This window comes from Bifidobacterium sp. ESL0819, from assembly GCF_052606245.1.
The window spans coordinates 999,194-1,016,289 of the sequence record NZ_CP199587.1; the positions used below are offsets into that span (position 1 = coordinate 999,194).

Genomic DNA, 17,096 nt, shown 5'->3' on the forward strand with positions numbered 1-17,096 from the left:
CATATTGCCAACCCCCCTGAGTCGGGGAAGTGAACGGTTGGGGAGGCGAAGATGTGCCTGGCCATCCTGTGCCTTTTAATAAAGAAGGGAATGCGTGCATGCACATGCAACGAGATAATGAAGGGATAAGGCTCCCTAAGCTTTTAGGCTTAGCGGTTGCCGGAGCTACGCTTCTGGCAGGCATGGTTGTCTTGCCAGTTACTCAGGCTTCAGCCGATGAAGACTATGGATTCACTAGCGAGGACCAGTTTGTACCTGGCGCACTGGACGAAACCAAGGTCCCTCAGCTGACGGTCACCAAGTATCTGTCCATGACCGAGGGGTTTGCGCCTACCGGCTCTGCCGCTGATGGCAATAAGTTGAAGAATCTCACTCCTGCCCAGGGCATCCTCTTTAACGTTCAAGAGGTTCAGCCTAAGGGCGCCGGTAAGACCCTGGCTGATATTAAGGCCGATGACCCAGAAACCTGGGAGGCCAAGAGCGGGACGACGAAATTTGCCGGTGTCACCAATGGTCAGGGTGTCATTGACACCTGGTACCAAGGCGATGGAAATGGGAAGCCGACTAGTACAGTAGCTACCTTCCCTGCAGGCAAAGGTCATTACTATATTCTGAGCGAGAACACCGCCAATTCTCCTGCTTTCGATTCCTCGAATCCGAATAAGCTTGATCAGAACAAGTACAAGACCGCCGCCAACTCCTTCTTTGGTCTGCCCTATGCAACCAATGGGACGGATGCAAACCAGACTCGTGGTTTTGTCTACCATCTTCACCTGTATCCGAAGAACGTCACCAAGCAATCTTTCACTAAGACTGTGCAAAGCGTGCAGGATGCTAACGGCAACCCGAAGAATCAAATCACAGCAGTTGCCGGTGATACGATCACGTACAAGCTGTCTCAGAAGCTCTACAACGAAAGCTCTCCCAAGCAGAATGACGGTAAGCTTGATGTCAAGGAGCTGAAAGGCGAGGGCAAGGATGTAAGGATCGCCGATCGTATGTCAAGCTCGTTGCAGGGTAATCCAGACTCCGTTCAGGCTGATATTCGGGATACCACCGGCAAGGTTGTGAACTTGACAGCTGATGATTTCGCTAAGGATGTCAATACTAATAAGAATCCTGCTCGTCTGAACGACGCCACAAAGAATATGTTTGCTGATGTGCCTACGAGCGACGTGACTTACTGGGTATTCGACTTCTTTACCGCCAGTGGTGCTTCCAAGGCACAAGGCGTCGGAACATCGGAGATGGAGTTGGAGGTTACCTATACAGCAAAGGTGACCGCCAATGGCGATTCCACTGGCACCGGCGGCGTGGTTAACGACGCTGCATCTGACTACAGCGAGAACAAGAATGATGACGGTACGCCCAAGGATCCTGAACAGGATCATACGAATGTGACCAATGCCGCAATCGCTTTTGGCTCTGTTCAGAATGCGAACACGAGTTTTGCAGCCCTGCCCGGTACTGAATACCGTCTGGTTCAGAATGCTGATTCGATAGACAAGTATCTGGCTTCGGATGGTCAGTTCTATGCTGAGGGTGCCGCCCCAGCAGGTGTCCAGCTTTACAAGGCTACGGCCAACAATAAAGGTCTGGTAACCTTTGCGGCTCTGCCTATCTTTGGAGATGAAGCCAGGGCAGCTGACAAGACTGTCAAGAACGTCAACTGGCAGTTGGTTGAGACCAAGACTCCAGAGAATTGGCGCAACCCCGGCATCCCCTTCCAAACGATCACTTTCGCGGATGCAGGTAAAACCGAGACGCAGATCGTTCAGGAGTATGGGCGCAACGCCACTATTCAGCCAGATTATACCAAGCTGAACTTTGGTAAGTTCGATGCTCCTGCTGAGCAAATACCCGCAGGGACTAAGATGACCTTCAACAACCAGGCTGTCTCCAAGTACTTGGCTCACTACAAGACGACCGAAGGCGACTCGCCATTGGCCCTGCCTCTGACTGGTGGCCGCGGCATTGTGCTGCTGCTGATTGTTGGCGCCCTGATCATGGGCGGAGCCCTGTATGCCCGGAGTCGGCGTAATAACGCTGCTAGGGCCTGATGATCACGGTCACATCAAGTATCCTATGAGGTGACCAGGTGGCGGATGGTTCCTCCGTGAATCGTCCGCCATTTTCTTACGGACCGTGGATTTTGATCGGTTCGTACCTGTCGGAATGCTGGTCTGATTTCTTTTGGACTGGCGGATCCGACGTAACCACGTCGTCGAAAGGCGGCCTTGGAAGGGAAGGTTTATGAAGGGAATTGCCTTGCCGAAATGCCTTGCTCACCGGGTCTTGCCCTGTTTGATTGCGGCTTTGGCCTGTTTAGGTCTGGCTGCTTTTGATGTGACGCCGGCAGCAGAGGCGGCGACGGTCAACCCGACCCTGACGGTGCAGCTCAAAAAAGGAAACTCGGTTCAAGGTGGTCAGAATAGCATTCTGCCGAAGCCTCCTGTATCTGCAGGGGCAGGTTACGTCTTTCGTGCTCTGAAATTGGACGCTGCCACTCTCAAAAGCCGAGTAGAAGCGCTTGACAGCAATCCTGGTGTTGATAAGGCTCAAGCAGCCCTCAGCAAAGAGGTGGCTGCCAATCCGGATGCATTCAAAGACACGACACAGCCAGCTGAGTATTATGGCGTCTCTGACCAGGACGGCACCATCACCAATGCGTCTGAAGCGAAAGCCCAAGGCGTTTGGCTCACCGGAGCACAGCTTGATCTTGACACGCCTAGCCTGGTTGGAGGAAGCCCCGCTGTTTTTGACGGCGACTACTTCCACGCCTCATACTGGTTGGTCACTTTAGCGGCCGCACCCAAGGGAGAAAAGGTAAAGGTCGACCCTGTGGTCGTGCAGTTGCCGCTCTATCGGGAGCAGGGTGATGTCAATCCGCTCTATGATGTGACCATCAGCCCCAAACTCGTGACTGTGTCTCAAGAGGTCCCGATTGTGCGCCCCGAGCCGGGGAAATTGGCAGCCACTGGTGTATCCATGTTGGCGCCCGGCATTCTGCTCATGATCTTGGCCGCATTGGGCCTTTATCTGGCAGTGGTCGCCCGATCCTGGAACAGGGATGAGCGTTAGTTATCTCCATAGCAGTGCCGGGATGGTGTCACTGCTTGACATCGAAGGCATCTATGTGGATGCATAAGGACCGACGACATCATACAGGTGCCGCCGGTTCTTGCATGTCGAGGACTATCAAACTGGACTATTTGAAAAGCAGAATGGTGAAGGACGCAATGGACCAGGATTCTGACCCGGTGACTCTGGACACAACCCACGCTAATGACAAGGGCGATGGCGTCTCCAGCTCTTTCATCCATGACGCATCCCTGGCGGGTGAGCCTGCAGAAAAAACGGACATACCGCCTGTCTATCCTCCCAGTTCCGCTGCCGCGCCGACCGATGCCGCCCTGAAAGTCGATGAAGATCATGGGCCAGAGCAATCGGGCGCCTCAGATGCAATAGGGACTCCGATGAGGGTTTCGGGTGAAGCACGAATGTCGGCTCCGATAATCGCTGCGGCTGAACGTACCGACCAAGGCGAGGGTCAACAAGGAATTTCGGATCACGTGGCAGCGACCGCCTCCTCAAGTGCCAATGCCAGCCAGTCGGTGAAGACGAGCGGTCGAACGGCCTCCAAGTCAGGAAGGGGATTCGGGCTCCTGGAGACTTTAGGCTTCCTGATTGGTCTGGGAATCTTCCTTTACCCGTTGCTGGCTGCTTACGTCAATTACTCCGAAAATTCCGCCGCAGTGGACAACTATGATCAAATTGTGGCCGCACTGTCGCCAGCCCAACGCAGAGCCATGTGGCATGATGCCAAGCAGTACGATGATGAACTGGGCAAGCCCACCCTGAGAGACCCGTTCAAGTACGCAGAAGTCAAAGAGCCACTAGGCCGCTACTACAAGATCCTCAATGTGGACGGCAAGGGGATGATGGCCTACGTGGATATACCCAAGATCAATGTCAAGCTACCCGTGCGTCACGGTACCAGCGATGAGGTGCTCAGGGACGGCACTGGTCACATCGCCACCACCCATGTACCTACAGACAACCGGACTATTCACGCTGTCATCACGGGGCACACTGGCGAGGTCGGCTACATGCTCTTCGACAACCTGACCCAGCTGCGCAAGGGGGATGTCTTCCAGATACGGGTGCTTACACGTCATATGAGCTATAAGGTCGACCAAATCAAGGTCATTAAGCCCACCGATGTCAGTGCACTGCAGCCTGTTCAGAATTCCAACTATGTGACCCTGCTGACTTGCTACCCCTATGGCATCAATTCCCACCGCTTGATTGTCCGTGGGCACTACATTGGCGATGATGTGCCTCCAACCAGACCCAAGGGGGCGCCCCTCTACATGGTATGGGTGCTCCTGGCCCTTTTTGCAGCCTGCTTGTTGGGTTGGTACCTTCTTTCGCGTCGCCGACGCAACTGCCGCCGTGACCTGGAGCAGATGGAGCACCTGGGGTCTCGGGCGACAGCACCTGGGAGTGCGGGGGAGCCCTTGGCCACGATTATGGCCAGTCATGAGTACGAGACTCGATCAGCAGCAACTCGCCGTCGTCGGTTGATCAAAACCCGGAAAACCTGCAGCGCCTTTATGTGGCTGCTGGCCCTGCTCGCCCTCTTCTTCGCCTGGGGCTCCGTCGGAATGATGATGCGGATCAGCCTCCTGCCCGTGTTTGACCTTGGTTACCATTGGTTCGACACCCATCTGCTGTACTTCTTCGGCATCACCAAATACTAGGCTGGTGCATGGGCGGGCAGGTTTGTCCACATGGGCCTGTTCTATCGTGACCGTGCTTGTGTCTGGTCCTAGAATGGAGCGAGCATGGCCCGGCAGACTGCTGGGTCGCCTTCTGGGAAGGTGTGGACCATGACAGCAGTTCCCGACATTTTATTGTCTGATGGCAACCACATTCCGCAGGTTGGCCTAGGGGTCCTCAGAATCGACGATGATCAGACCGCGGGAGTGGTGCGCTCTGCCTTGGAACTGGGCTATCGTCACATCGATACTGCAGCTGGCTACCGAAACGAAGGGGGCGTGGGCCGTGGCCTCAAGGACTTCGGCTGTCAGAGTGGTCCTGATCGTGCCCGCCTTTGGCTGACCACCAAGCTGCGTGACTCCGAACAGGGCTATGACAGCGCTCTAAGGGCTTTCGACCGCCAGCTGGCCCTGCTGGGCTCCGACTATGTCGACATGTATATGATCCACTGGCCCACCCCGTTCGATTGGCGGGCCGACCAGGTCTGGCGCGCATTCCATCGCTTGCGTGATGAGGGGCGGGTGCGGACACTGGGGGTTTGCAACTTCCTGCCGGAGCATCTGGAACGTCTGCATAGGGAGACGGGGGAGTATCCCGCCGTGGATCAGATCGAGCTGCACCCCAGCTGGCAACAGCGCACGGTGACGGCTTTCTGCAGGAAGCACGGCATCGCCGTCCAGGCATACTCGCCATTGGCGCGCGGCGCAGACCTGGCAGCCGGCGGCGAAAGGCTGGAGAAAATCGCTCAGGCTCACGGGGTAACGCCAGCCCAGGTGGTGCTGCGCTGGCATATTGAAAACGAAACCATCATCATCCCCAAGTCTGTACACAGAGAAAGGCAGGCGGAGAACCTGGACCTGTTCGGCTTCAGTCTGACCTCTGCGGAACATGCCGCCATCGATGCCATGGACTCCTCCGTGCGTGCAGGACACGACCCTATGACCTACGCTTACGCCTGAACGCTATCATGGATGATTCATGCATGCAGTCGACATAGGAGGTATCGGCGGTAGATGACCGGTCCGAGACGCAGAAGATATCGGTATCGAGGCCGCGGCCGGTACGGTTCGTTCCGGCGAAATCCCGCCCCTGCCCGTTTCCGCCGCGAGTCGCTTACGGAACGGGTGCTGATCCTTCTGGTAGTGGCTGTGGTCCTAGGCATCTCCATCGGACTGATACTTCCTAGGGTCAACGGTGGTGTCGGGCGGCTGACCGGACGATATACGGCAACGGGCGATGCGGCTCAGACTCTGCAGGGCCTGACGGTGAACGATCAAAACCGACCCGGCCGCCAGTACCGGCGTGAGGCCTTCGGCTTCAAGGAGACTGATGAGGACGGAAACGGCTGCAACGTACGCGAGGATGTGCTGACCCGCGACCTGACTGACCTGCGTACCACGACTCCCGGCGGTTGCAAGGTAGCCAGCGGTCGTCTGCAGGACCCCTACACCGGACGGACCATCGAATTCGTCAGAGGGCCGAAAACCAGCTCTGCCGTGCAGATTGACCATGTGGTCGCCTTGGAGAACGCCTGGCGATCAGGAGCCAGCAAGTGGGATACGGCCCATCGCTACCGTTTTGGCAACGACCCCTATAATCTTCTTGCTGTGGACGGTCCGGCCAACCAGGCCAAGGGGAGCGCCTCGGCCGATTACTGGCTGCCGGAGAACAAGGACTATCAATGCTCCTATGTGGCTCGTCAGATAGCAGTCAAGGACAAGTACTCCCTGAGCGTCACCAGCTCGGAAAAACAGGCTATGCTGGCCGTTCTTCATACCTGCCCGGGCCAGCCGCTCCCGCAGGATCGCTGAGCGCCGGCCTTGCGCTGATAAGCGGTAACAGATTGCCATGTGCGGGTTTATTTGCATAAGAAGAGCTTCATGGCCTGACTGTTTACACTGAGCCGACCTTTACGGTGTGATACTATTATTAAGGTGTGGTACACAGTTGTACCAACTACATGGAAACCAGTCAGTCTCTGGTTCCATGACCGCGACCATAAGCAACAGGGAGGTTGGCTATGAGCGACAATATCGGCTCACATATACGAAAGAATGGACACTACATACGGGACCGCATGCTGGAATGGCGGAAAATAGCCATTCTGCTTGTCGCTCTGGCTACGATTATGGGTTTGTCCCTCGGAGCGCCAAAGGCGGTTGCCGCGCAGGAAACGGGGCAGAAGTCCGATTCTGTAGGCGGGAACGGCCTGATCGCCAATGATCGTTTCTGGGATGACGCTGACGGTAACCCAATGTATATGCAGGGCGGAGGGATTTTCGATTTTCCGGATCCTGCCACGGGGAAGGTCTCTCATTTTTGGTACGGTGTCCACTTCTCCCAGGCTGAAACTTATCGTCAGAACCCTACCCATGCGCTCACGGGCAATGATTTCGTCTCAGTGGATGTATACAAATCCGGCAATCTGACCGATTGGCGGTATCAAGGCGTGGCGTTGGACAGGGCGCAGGCGGATGCATTCTCCAGTGACTTCGGTGGTCGCCATGCAGGTTGGGTGTGCAGAATGGGGGTTGCGTACGTTCCTGAGTTGCACACCTATGCCATGCTTATCCAGCATGAGATGCCCACGGATGCTACCGGTCGCAAGTTTGATAAAAAAGTGCTGATCGCTACGGCCGATTCGCCTACTGGTCCGTTCAAGGCCCAGAGGCGCATCGACATGCGCGATTACGGGCTGGGCACCAGCAATACCGGGGACCAGAGCGTCTTTCAGGATGAGGACGGCACGGGTTATCTGATTTATTCCTATGGAAGTGGCCGGAGCAGTGTCTGGGCAGCCAGAATAGGCGCCAGAGACGGTCGAGTGGATCTGCTGGAACCCACCAAGCTCTACCAGGGCTTCGGGCGCGAAGGCAATGCGCTTTTCAAGCATGCTGGCCGGTATTATCTGGCTGGTTCCGATCTGTTTGGGTGGGATGCTTCCCGAATCCATTTTCAGGTAGCGGATCATATTTTCGGCCCATATCAGCCCGTCAATCGGACTGTGATCATGGATGGCAGCCAAACCGATTTCGGACACATCACTCAGACCGGTTTTTACTACACCTTGCATGGCAGCCGGGCAGAGACCGTCATCCACTGCGGCGATCGATGGGCTGATTTTGCGGGCAATGGGCTTGGCTACAACCAGTGGAATCCGCTGAGTTTTGATGATTCAGGCACGCCTCGCTTCAATTCGATGAGCCGGTGGAAGTTGGATGCAGGCACTGGCCTTTGGTCGATTGACGATGCCAATGATTACGTGCTCAACGGCTCCTTCGAAGCGGACAGGGTTGCGGTAGGCGAGCAGGGGTATAAGGATAAGGACGGTAAGTTGATTGACGATATCGCCGGATGGCGACGGGTCAATCCAGATGCTGTGACCAATGTAGCCGATGGCTATGGACGAGTGGGCGACTTTAACCTGCGGTTCGCCCCAGGACGATCCCGCAGCGCTTCAATCGTTCAGGATTTGGGTGCGGCGGGACACGTTCCCCTGCACGCGGGCCGCTTCCTTCTTAAACTCTCCTATGCGAACCCCAAAGGCATGGATCGGGCCAGGATTGCAATTGAATCAAGCGGGAAAACCTCGGAAATCGACCTGGCAGCCTCCACTGGAGCAGCCTGGAGGCAGGCCTCCTTGCCAGTTGATCTGACTGGTGGGCAGACCAGGATCACTATTGTGGCCTCTGGCAGTTCGGGCCAGACCCTGGATGTGGATGACGTGTCTCTGACAGGTGTGCCAGAAAAGGAGAATGAAACCGACGATGTGATTGATCAGGGCGGGAATGCGCTTCCGACGGGTCATGGAGGGTCCGCGTCCGGTTCTGCAGGGTCAGATAAATCCCTGCCAGCTCATTCCGTCGGCCGGAGCAAGGATCCATGCTCCGACTTAGCTGATACGGGCATCGATACAGGCCTCACTCCCGTTTTTGTGGCTGGCTGTGTGGCTGCGGGCCTTCTGTTGATGGTTGTGGCCAGGTACCGTCGGCGGCGTTTTGAGGCGCTGAATTGACAATCCAGAGCTACAGATTATACTTAACAAGACATTGGTACACAGTTGTACCAATAATTGGAAGGAGTAGGCGTCAAAACCTTATCAAGGACGTTTTCTAACCAATATGAAAGGTTCATCATGTATTCTGCACGAAAAATCCTGACCATGGGCGTCACCATGGTTGCCCTGGCCTCGTTCGCTGCCTGTGGAAGCAGCGGGTCTGGATCAGCATCGAAGCCAGCGGATACTAGCAAAGCCTCAGGGCGCATAGTCTTTTGGGGCTGGGGCAATGGCATCAAGGAAACCATTGATGCTTTCGAAAAGGCCAATCCCGGCATCACTGTGAAGTACAACAACACCGGCACTGCCGGTGACACTCAGGTGGCCTTGTCCAACGCAGTAGCTGCAGGCAAGGGCATTCCTGACGTCACCATGCTGGAGGATCCTACTGTCCAGCAGTTTGCGATTGAAGACAACCTGGAGGATCTATCGGGGTATGGGGCTGACAAGTTCGCTGACGATTTCACCCCGGGACCCTGGAACAAGGTCCAGTATGACGGAAAACCCTATGCGCTGCCCATTGATGCAGGTCCCGAGGTTTTCTTCTACAACAAGGCGGTCTTCGACAAGGCCGGCATTCCCGAGCCCCCTAAGACCTGGGATGAGTACTATCAGGATGCTAAGAAGATTCGAGCAGCAGGTTCCTACATTACCAACAACGCCGGCGACAAGAATGCCTATCAGCCTTTCACCGCGCAGGCCTGGCAAGCTGGGGCGCACCCTTGGAAGGTCGATGGCGACAAGATCACCATCAACATGACCAAGGATCCCGGCATGAAGCGGTATATCGATTTCCAGCAAAAGCTGATCGACGAAGACCTGCTCGATACCAAGACCGCCAACTGGTCTGATGACTGGAATAGGGCGCTTAACGATGGTTCGGTGGCCTCGCTGACCATTGGCGCCTGGATGCCCACCAATCTGGAGTCTGGTGCGCCCGACCAGAAAGGCAACTGGAGGGTTGCGCCTCTGCCGCAGTGGAAAGAGGGGGACAGCGTGTCTGCGGAAGATGGCGGTTCGGCTCTTGTCGTGCCTAAGAAGGCCAAGAACAAGGCGGCAGCTTGGAAGTTCGCCGAATATCTGACGCATGGCAAAGGAGCTCAGGTCATGGCTGACCAAGGCAGCTTCCCCTCCCTGAAACGTATCCTGAGTTCCGCTGATTTCACCAGCAAGAAGAATGAGTACTTCGGAGGCCAGGAGGTCAACAAGGTGCTGACCGAGGCAGCCAACCTCAAAGTCTCCAAGTTCCAGTACCTGCCTTACAACCCCTTCGCACAGTCAACCTATGGGGATTCCATCGGCAAGGCCTACATGAAGAAGACCAGTCTGGAGAAGGCCTTCGAGGACTATCAGCAGAAGTTGGTGGATCACGGCAACCAGCAGGGGTATCAGGTCAACAAGTGAGTGATGACTCAGGCGGCTGGTAGCAGCCGCCTTCGAACAATGACAGGAAAGAAGGACAGGCATCATGAGTGAAGCCGAAGGTTCGACTGCGCGGATTTTGGCCCACGCGCGGGATCATGGCCCTGGCGAAGCCAGCGGGAGGCACACCGGGGAGCGGCCTCACAGAAGCGACTGGCGGGGATGGAAATTCATGGGACCCTTTGTCCTGGTCTTCGTGTTCGTTTTCGTCCTGCCGGTGCTCTATGCCATCTATCTGAGCCTGTACGAGAAGCGCATGATCGGAGGGAACGTCTTTGTGGGCCTGGCCAATTACGTCAGGCTGATCAAGGACGGGCAGTTCTGGTCATCAGTTGGCCGTGTGGCGATCTTCACTGTGGTCCAGGTGCCCATCATGCTCTTTCTGGCGGCATTGATGGCGCTGGCTCTGGATTCGCTCAAGCTGCACGGCACACGCTTCTTCAGAATCAGCACTTTCCTGCCCTATGCGGTGCCTGCCGTAGTGGCGGCTCTGATGTGGGGATTCATATACGGAACCAAGTACGGAATGATAGGTTCCCTGAATCAATGGCTGGGCACGCATATCGACGTTCTGCAGCCCAGCGTGCTTCTGGCCGCCATAGGCAACATCAACACCTGGGAGTTCACGGGCTACAACATGCTGATTTTCTATTCCTCGCTGTCGACTGTGCCGCACTCGCTCTATGAGGCAGCGGCTATAGACGGAGCTTCGGAGTGGCAGATCGTGCGCAATATCAAGATCCCCGAGCTCAAGAGCTCCCTGGTTATCACGGTCATCTTCAGCATCATTGGCAGCTTCCAGCTCTTCAATGAGCCCTCGGTGCTGCAGACTATGGTTCCAGGCAACGCCATCACCACCTATTACACCCCCAACATGTATGCCTACAACCTGAGCTTCATGGGAGGCCAGAGCAACTACGCGGCAGCCTTGGCCATCGTCATGGCCATCATAACCATGGTCGCCGCCTATGCCGTCCAGCTCAGGGGAATGAAGGAGCAGATGCAATGAGCATGGTTGATACGAGGACTATCGACGGGGTCAAGGCTGAACGCATGCGTGCTCGGCGCGTAGCACGAGATGAGCGTGCGGAACGTCGGAGGGCAGCCCGAACAGGGTTTTCCAATCCGAACAATCCGCGGCGCAGCTGGCTGTTGACCCTGGTTGCTGGGATCTTCGCGCTCTACTGCTTGTTTCCTCTGATCTGGCTGGTCATCAATGCCACCAAGACCCAGTCGGATTTCATTGGCACCTTCGGTCTGGCCTTTGGACACAAGTTCGCCCTCTGGGACAATCTGCGCGAGGTATTCACCTATGAGGGCGGTATCTTCGGGCGCTGGCTGCTCAACACCCTGCTCTACGTAGTAGTGGGAGCCGGTGGCGCCACCTTGCTGGCCGTGCTGGGCGGATATGCCTTGGCCAAGTTCCGCTTCCCGGGCCGCCGCCTTGTCTTCGCAGTGGTCATCGGGGCCATCAGCGTCCCGGGCATCGCTTTGGCCGTGCCTCAGTTCCTGCTCTTCGCCAAGATCGGACTGACCGATACGCCCTGGGCTATGATCATCCCCAGTCTGATCTCGCCCTTCGGCCTGTACCTGATGTGGATCTTCTCCGACCAGGCGGTGCCTACCGAACTACTGGAGGCAGCTCGGGTCGACGGGGCCGGGGAGTTCCGCACTTTCTGGCAGGTCAGCCTGCCTCTGCTGGCCCCTGGGATCGTGACCACAGCGCTTTTCACTATTGTGGCCACTTGGAACAACTACTTCCTGCCATTGATCATGCTCAAGGATTCCAGTTGGTACCCGCTGACGATCGGGCTCAACAATTGGAAGGACCAGGCATCGACAGCCGGTGCCCATGCCATTCAGAACCTGGTGGTGACGGGCAGCCTGGTCACCATCATCCCCATCGTCGTCGCCTTCCTGTTGCTGCAGAAATACTGGCAGTCCGGCTTGGCTGCCGGTGCTGTCAAGGAGTAGCGGGAACTCGCAGACGGGATCAAGCATGAGCAGAACAGACCATCATGACCGTCGACAGCCCCAGCCCTATAGACCTTACCGCTGGCCGAAGGGCCCCGATGGTCATTCGAAGGGAATCTGGTTCGGGGGGGATTACAACCCAGATCAATGGCCGGAGCAGGTATGGGCCGAAGATGTTGCACTGATGAGGCAGGCTGGCGTCACCATGGTGACCCTGGGCATTTTCTCATGGGCGCGTCTGGAGCCCAGCGACGGAGTCTGGGAGTTTGATTGGCTGGATCGGGTGGTGGCCTTGCTGGGCGAAGCCGGTATCGCCGTAGACATGGCTTCGGCCACGGCCACGGCCCCATACTGGCTCTACCAGGCGCATCCTGAGGTGTTGCCCGTGGAGGCGGACGGGACCCTGGTCCATCCGGGCGCACGGCAGTCCTGGAGGCCCACCTCGCCGGTTTTTCGGCGCTATGCCCTTCGACTTTGCAAGGCCATGGGTGAGCACTTCCGCGACAATCCGACGGTGGTCGCCTGGCATGTGGGCAATGAGTATGGATGGAACAATGCAGCCGACTACTCGCAGGATGCTTTGAAGGCCTTCCGAGGCTGGTGCCGCAGGCGCTACGGCAGCATCGAGGAGCTTAACCGAGCCTGGGGCAATGATTTCTGGTCCCAGAGGCTGCAGGATTTTGATCAGGTACCCCTGCCTGAACATGCTGGCGTGCGTGACGCCTTTATCAATCCGGCACTGCGCCTGGACTTCCGAAGATTCTGTTCTGATGCGCTGATGGATTTTTTCTGTGCCGAACGTGATCAACTGCAGGAGCTTACCCCCGATAAACCGCTAACGACCAACTTCATGGTTTCGACGGACCAATGCGTCCTGGACTATGAGCGCTGGTCGCACCAGGTCGATTTCGTGGCCAACGACCATTATTTCGCCCAGGGACCCGGACATCTGGATGAGCTGCTCTGCTCGGACTCCCTGGTGGATGCCTATGCTCAGCGTCATCCCTGGTGTCTGATGGAGCATTCCACATCCGCAGTCAATTGGCGCATCTTCAACGCGTCCAAGCGCCAAGGCGAACTGATCCGGGACGCCCTGGCCCATGTGGCTATGGGAGCGGATTCGGTCAACTTCTTCCAATGGCGGCAGTCCGCCTTCGGAGCAGAGGCCTTCCACTCGGCCATGGTCCCCCATGCAGGGCCGGATTCGGCAATTTATGAACAGGTTGCCGATTTGGGATGCATTTTGCGAAGGCTCTCCCAGAGCGGACTGGCCGGGACCCGGTTGGAACCCTCGACTATGGTTCTGCTCTTTGATGCCGACTGCCAGTGGTCCATGGCGGATTCGACTCTGCCTGATCCCTCTATGGATCATTGGCAGCAGGTCTATACCTGGTATCAGGCTCTGCTTGACGTCGGACTCAGGGCGGATGTCGCGCCCCTGAAGGGGCAGTGGGAGAGTTACGACGTGGTGGTGTTGCCGGCCCTGATTCTGCTGGATCAGCAGCAAGCCGCCCGTCTGCGCGACTATGTGAGCAAGGGCGGTCGGCTGGTGGTGGACTTCGCCAGTGGCCTTATGGACGACCATATGCACGTCGGCTTGGGCGGATATCCTGGGGCTTTGCGGGATCTGACAGGTGTCGCTTCCCAGGAGCTGATCGCCTTGGGCACGAGCGACCAAGGCGGTGGATCCATCCTGGTATCAGAGGGCATTGAGGGCAATATATGGGTCAATGAGCCCTTGAGCCTAGAGGATTCGGTAAGGGTGCTGGCTCGCTACCAGGGCCGTCGTTCCTATGACCTCGACATGGCTGGGGAGCCTGCGGTGACCATTCATGGATATGGTCAGGGCCGCGTCCTCTATCTGGGCACGGGCTTTGCCAAGGAATCGCTGGTTTCGGTGATCAGTCGAATCTTCCCTCCTGATTTTCTCGCCGACGCCTCAGAAGCAGGGCTGCATAACGGTCGTGACGGCGATCCGCGGTTGGTGCACCTGATCAGATCCGGGCCACAGGGTCGGTATCATTTCTATTTCAGCCGGGAGTCGACGGTTATCAGAGATGTGGCCACCTCGGGCGAGGCCTTGGTGGTTCAACGAGCGACCCGGTGCGGGGGGGATGGTTTATCCGGCAATCGCTACACTATAGGAGTGCATGGTGTGGTGATCACCCGTCAGTAAATGTGATCGCCATAGTGCCTTGGAGGTTGTTCCATTCTAAGGAGTGTCTATGGCAGCGGATGAAGGACGTCCAGGCAAACGGATCACCCTGCGCGAGGTGGCCAGCAGGGCGGGTGTCTCGCTGAAGACAGCCTCCAATGTAATCAACGGCAATGGCCGTATGTCCAATGCGACCCGTGCGCGTGTGCAGCAGGTCATTGACGAATCGGGGTACCAGGTCAATGCCGCGGCCCGTAATCTGCACCGCAACAAAACCGGTATTATTACGCTGGCTGTGCCTTCGCTGACTCCTCCTTATCTGGCCGAATTGGCTAATAGGGTCATCGACAGCGCTCGTCTGCGGGACTATGCGGTATATGTCAGTACCTATGCCGAGGGGTCTGCCAAGGGGGCGCATGAGATTCTGGCCTCCTTTAACAGCACTATCAGCGACGGAATAATTCTTTCCATGTCGGAGCTTGAGCGATTCGCCGTGGAGGACCTGGATGTGCGTTACCCCTTGGTATGCGTGGGCGCACGGACTACCCATGGGGTGGCGGATCACGTCATGGTCGATGATGCCGAAGCGGCTCGGATGGCCGCAGAGTATTTGTTTGATCGGTCGGTGCGCTCGCTGGCGGTCATCGGTCTGCATGCGCCGCTTGACTATGGTCGGTTAACGGCTGCGATCGAAGGCAATGCCGAGCTCAGGATGAAGGGCGTGCTCAAGGCGATCCGTGCCAGGGGGTTGCAACTGGATGATCGGCTTCTTGGCGTAACCGGTTATGACTGGACCTTGGGCAGCGGGTACCTGACCATGCAGAGGATATTAGAGACGGGTGCGCCCTTCGATGGGGTGATAGCCCTCAATGATCAGCTGGCTATCGGTGCACTGTCAGCCCTGACTGCTTACGGCAGAGCCGTACCCGACCAGGTCCAGATCATCGGGTTCGACAACATCGAGGAGTCTGCTTATCTGCAAACCCCGCTTACTACTATGGATTCCTGCTTGCGGTGGATCTCACGGACCTGTGTCGACCGCGTCCTGGGACGTATCGGAGGCAGAGCTACGGCTCCCCAGGATCTGGTCATCGGATCGCGAGTCATAGCCCGCAGAACCACCCGGTGATCAGTTCTGGGCCTTGGAGTCGGCTGAGGAAGTGATAGCGACAGGGGAGTCGGTGTGGATGATGTGCATGTGGCGCAGGAGCATGCGGGTCATCTGACGACCGGAGCCAGCGCCGTTTCCGCGAACGCCGAAATAGACCAGCAGGACCATGCCCAAGCAGATCAGTGCCGATATGCGCAGGGCCCACTGCACGCCGAAGATGTTGGCTGCAATCTGGGTGGAGCGGCCGCCGCCCAAGGCGCTGTGGCGCAGGGTGGTGATGGTCTCCATGAGGATGACCAGTATGGGCGCTCCGACAGCTCCGGCGATCTGACGGGCCGTGTTGGTGACGGCCGAACCGGCTGAAACATCCTTGGGAGCCAGGTTGTTCAGGGACCAGGTAGTCAAGGGCATCAGGGTGAAGCCCATGCCGATCTGGCGGACAAACTGGCAGATGGAGACCAGGCCGATCCACGTGTTGGCACCAATCATGCTCATCGCGATGGTGCCCACCAGCAGGACCGAGCAGCCGGTCATGGCCACGGGCCGAGCGCCCCAACGGTCCAGCAGACGGCCGCCGAAGAACTGGGCGATGGCGGTGCCGATGGCCCCAGGCAGCATGACCAGGCCGCTCATGGTGGCCGAGAAGCCGCGGTCCGTCTGGATGTACATGGGCAGGATGACGGTGACCGAGCTGAAGGCGAAGAAGGACATGGAGGCGATGATGGTGCCCACGGTGAAGTTCTTGATTCGCAGCACATGCAGGTCCAGCAGGGGTTTGTCGTGGTGGAGCTGGCGAAGAACGAACCAGATGATCCCGATCAGGCCGACCAGCATAAAGGGCCAGGTCATGAAGGAAGTGATGGGGAAGTTCTCAATGTTGGTAAAGCCGAACATAAGGCCGCCGAATCCGAAGATGGACAGGGCTACCGAGAAGAAGTCCGCCTTGACGCTGGTGTCGCGCTGACCGAAGTTGTGCAGGCCGAAGATGGACAGGAGCAGCGCTACCGCTCCGCAAATGCTCAGCGTCAGGAAGATGGAGCGCCAGCCGTTGGCATCGGTCTGCCAGCCGCCCAGGGTGGGGCCGATGGCTGGGGCCACGCTCATGGCCAGGCCCACGGTGCCCATGGCCATGCCGCGCTTGGCCAGAGGATAGATGGAGAAGACGGTGATCTGCAGGACGGGCCACATGGTCCCGGTGCCCACGGCTTCCAGGACGCGGCCCAGCAGGACCAGGGCGAAGGTCTGCGACTGCCAGCTCAGCAGGGACCCCAGGGTGAAGACGGCCATGGAGGTGATGACGATTTGCCGAGTGGAGAAGCGCTTGGTCAGAAAGCCGGTCAAGGGCACCATGACGCCCATGACCAGCTGGAATACCGAGGTCAGCCACTGACCGGCGGTCAGGGTGATGTGGAACTCGTCCACAATGGTAGGCAGGGCCGAAGCCAGCTGCAGCTGGGTGAAGTTGCCCAGGAAGGTGATGACGGTCAGGATGGCCAGCGAAAGGAAGGCTTCATGGGTGAGCTTTCCGTTGACGAAGGCTCCATCCTTGCTGAGGGTCCGCCCTTGCTTGGCGAGCTCCTGCTTCCTCATGCACC

12 protein-coding genes are annotated in these 17,096 nt (G+C 57.4%); 11 read left to right on the forward strand and 1 reads right to left on the reverse strand.

The genetic code is table 11. From position 1 onward, the window contains the following. The first annotated feature begins 53 nt into the window (after positions 1–53). The 11 genes from ACUIAD_RS04280 to ACUIAD_RS04330 all read left to right on the forward strand — a co-directional run bounded on the left by ACUIAD_RS04280 (position 54) and on the right by ACUIAD_RS04330 (position 15,519). On the forward strand, positions 54–2,060 hold the full coding sequence (locus ACUIAD_RS04280) for a pilin N-terminal domain-containing protein (protein WP_445342873.1): 2,007 nt from the start codon (positions 54–56) through the stop codon (positions 2,058–2,060). A gap of 193 nt (positions 2,061–2,253) precedes the next feature. Continuing rightward, positions 2,254–3,081, forward strand: coding sequence for a hypothetical protein (locus ACUIAD_RS04285; protein ID WP_110451697.1), 828 nt, complete (start codon positions 2,254–2,256; stop codon positions 3,079–3,081). Between the two features lie 158 nt (positions 3,082–3,239). After that, entirely contained in the window at positions 3,240–4,763 is a 1,524-nt protein-coding gene (locus tag ACUIAD_RS04290) for a class C sortase (protein ID WP_445342874.1), read from the forward strand. Positions 4,764–4,892: 129 nt separating this feature from the next. Next, a complete protein-coding gene (locus tag ACUIAD_RS04295; RefSeq protein ID WP_445342875.1) occupies positions 4,893–5,741 on the forward strand; it encodes an aldo/keto reductase in 849 nt (282 codons plus the stop codon). A 54-nt stretch (positions 5,742–5,795) separates the two neighbouring features. Next, positions 5,796–6,593, forward strand: a complete 798-nt coding sequence (locus ACUIAD_RS04300) for an HNH endonuclease family protein (protein WP_258333106.1) — start codon at positions 5,796–5,798, stop codon at positions 6,591–6,593. A 209-nt stretch (positions 6,594–6,802) separates the two neighbouring features. Beyond that, complete coding sequence (locus ACUIAD_RS04305; RefSeq protein ID WP_445342876.1) at positions 6,803–8,797, forward strand: family 43 glycosylhydrolase; 1,995 nt, start codon at positions 6,803–6,805, stop codon at positions 8,795–8,797. 120 nt (positions 8,798–8,917) lie between these two features. Next, positions 8,918–10,243 (forward strand): ABC transporter substrate-binding protein, encoded by a 1,326-nt coding sequence (locus tag ACUIAD_RS04310; protein ID WP_445342877.1) that lies wholly within the window; start codon positions 8,918–8,920, stop codon positions 10,241–10,243. 190 nt (positions 10,244–10,433) lie between these two features. Beyond that, positions 10,434–11,270, forward strand: a complete 837-nt coding sequence (locus ACUIAD_RS04315; protein ID WP_445343798.1) for a carbohydrate ABC transporter permease — start codon at positions 10,434–10,436, stop codon at positions 11,268–11,270. Next, complete coding sequence (locus tag ACUIAD_RS04320) at positions 11,267–12,235, forward strand: carbohydrate ABC transporter permease (protein WP_110451704.1); 969 nt, start codon at positions 11,267–11,269, stop codon at positions 12,233–12,235. Before ACUIAD_RS04315 ends, ACUIAD_RS04320 begins: the two co-directional genes overlap by 4 nt. A 25-nt stretch (positions 12,236–12,260) precedes the next feature. Continuing rightward, a complete protein-coding gene (locus ACUIAD_RS04325) occupies positions 12,261–14,411 on the forward strand; it encodes a beta-galactosidase (RefSeq protein ID WP_445342878.1) in 2,151 nt (716 codons plus the stop codon). A 49-nt stretch (positions 14,412–14,460) separates the two neighbouring features. Continuing rightward, positions 14,461–15,519 carry a LacI family DNA-binding transcriptional regulator gene (locus ACUIAD_RS04330; RefSeq protein WP_445342879.1) on the forward strand — a complete coding sequence of 353 codons (1,059 nt, stop codon included), beginning with the start codon at positions 14,461–14,463 and terminating at the stop codon, positions 15,517–15,519. On the opposite strand, the gene ACUIAD_RS04335 is transcribed toward ACUIAD_RS04330, so the two are convergent. Continuing rightward, positions 15,520–17,091: an MDR family MFS transporter gene (locus ACUIAD_RS04335; protein ID WP_445342880.1), complete on the reverse strand. Its 1,572-nt coding sequence runs from the start codon at positions 17,089–17,091 to the stop codon at positions 15,520–15,522. Positions 17,092–17,096 lie beyond the last annotated feature (5 nt).

What these genes read in the sequence shown, in the direction of transcription:
- ACUIAD_RS04285 (WP_110451697.1), top strand. Translation starts at nt 2,254, where the DNA reads ATGAAGGGAATTGCCTTGCCGAAATGCCTTGCTCACCGGGTCTTGCCC.
- ACUIAD_RS04290 (WP_445342874.1), top strand. Translation starts at nt 3,240, where the DNA reads ATGGACCAGGATTCTGACCCGGTGACTCTGGACACAACCCACGCTAAT.
- ACUIAD_RS04295 (WP_445342875.1), top strand. Translation starts at nt 4,893, where the DNA reads ATGACAGCAGTTCCCGACATTTTATTGTCTGATGGCAACCACATTCCG.
- ACUIAD_RS04300 (WP_258333106.1), top strand. Translation starts at nt 5,796, where the DNA reads ATGACCGGTCCGAGACGCAGAAGATATCGGTATCGAGGCCGCGGCCGG.
- ACUIAD_RS04305 (WP_445342876.1), top strand. Translation starts at nt 6,803, where the DNA reads ATGAGCGACAATATCGGCTCACATATACGAAAGAATGGACACTACATA.
- ACUIAD_RS04310 (WP_445342877.1), top strand. Translation starts at nt 8,918, where the DNA reads ATGTATTCTGCACGAAAAATCCTGACCATGGGCGTCACCATGGTTGCC.
- ACUIAD_RS04315 (WP_445343798.1), top strand. Translation starts at nt 10,434, where the DNA reads ATGGGACCCTTTGTCCTGGTCTTCGTGTTCGTTTTCGTCCTGCCGGTG.
- ACUIAD_RS04320 (WP_110451704.1), top strand. Translation starts at nt 11,267, where the DNA reads ATGAGCATGGTTGATACGAGGACTATCGACGGGGTCAAGGCTGAACGC.
- ACUIAD_RS04325 (WP_445342878.1), top strand. Translation starts at nt 12,261, where the DNA reads ATGAGCAGAACAGACCATCATGACCGTCGACAGCCCCAGCCCTATAGA.
- ACUIAD_RS04330 (WP_445342879.1), top strand. Translation starts at nt 14,461, where the DNA reads ATGGCAGCGGATGAAGGACGTCCAGGCAAACGGATCACCCTGCGCGAG.
- ACUIAD_RS04335 (WP_445342880.1), bottom strand. Translation starts at nt 17,091, where the DNA reads ATGAGGAAGCAGGAGCTCGCCAAGCAAGGGCGGACCCTCAGCAAGGAT.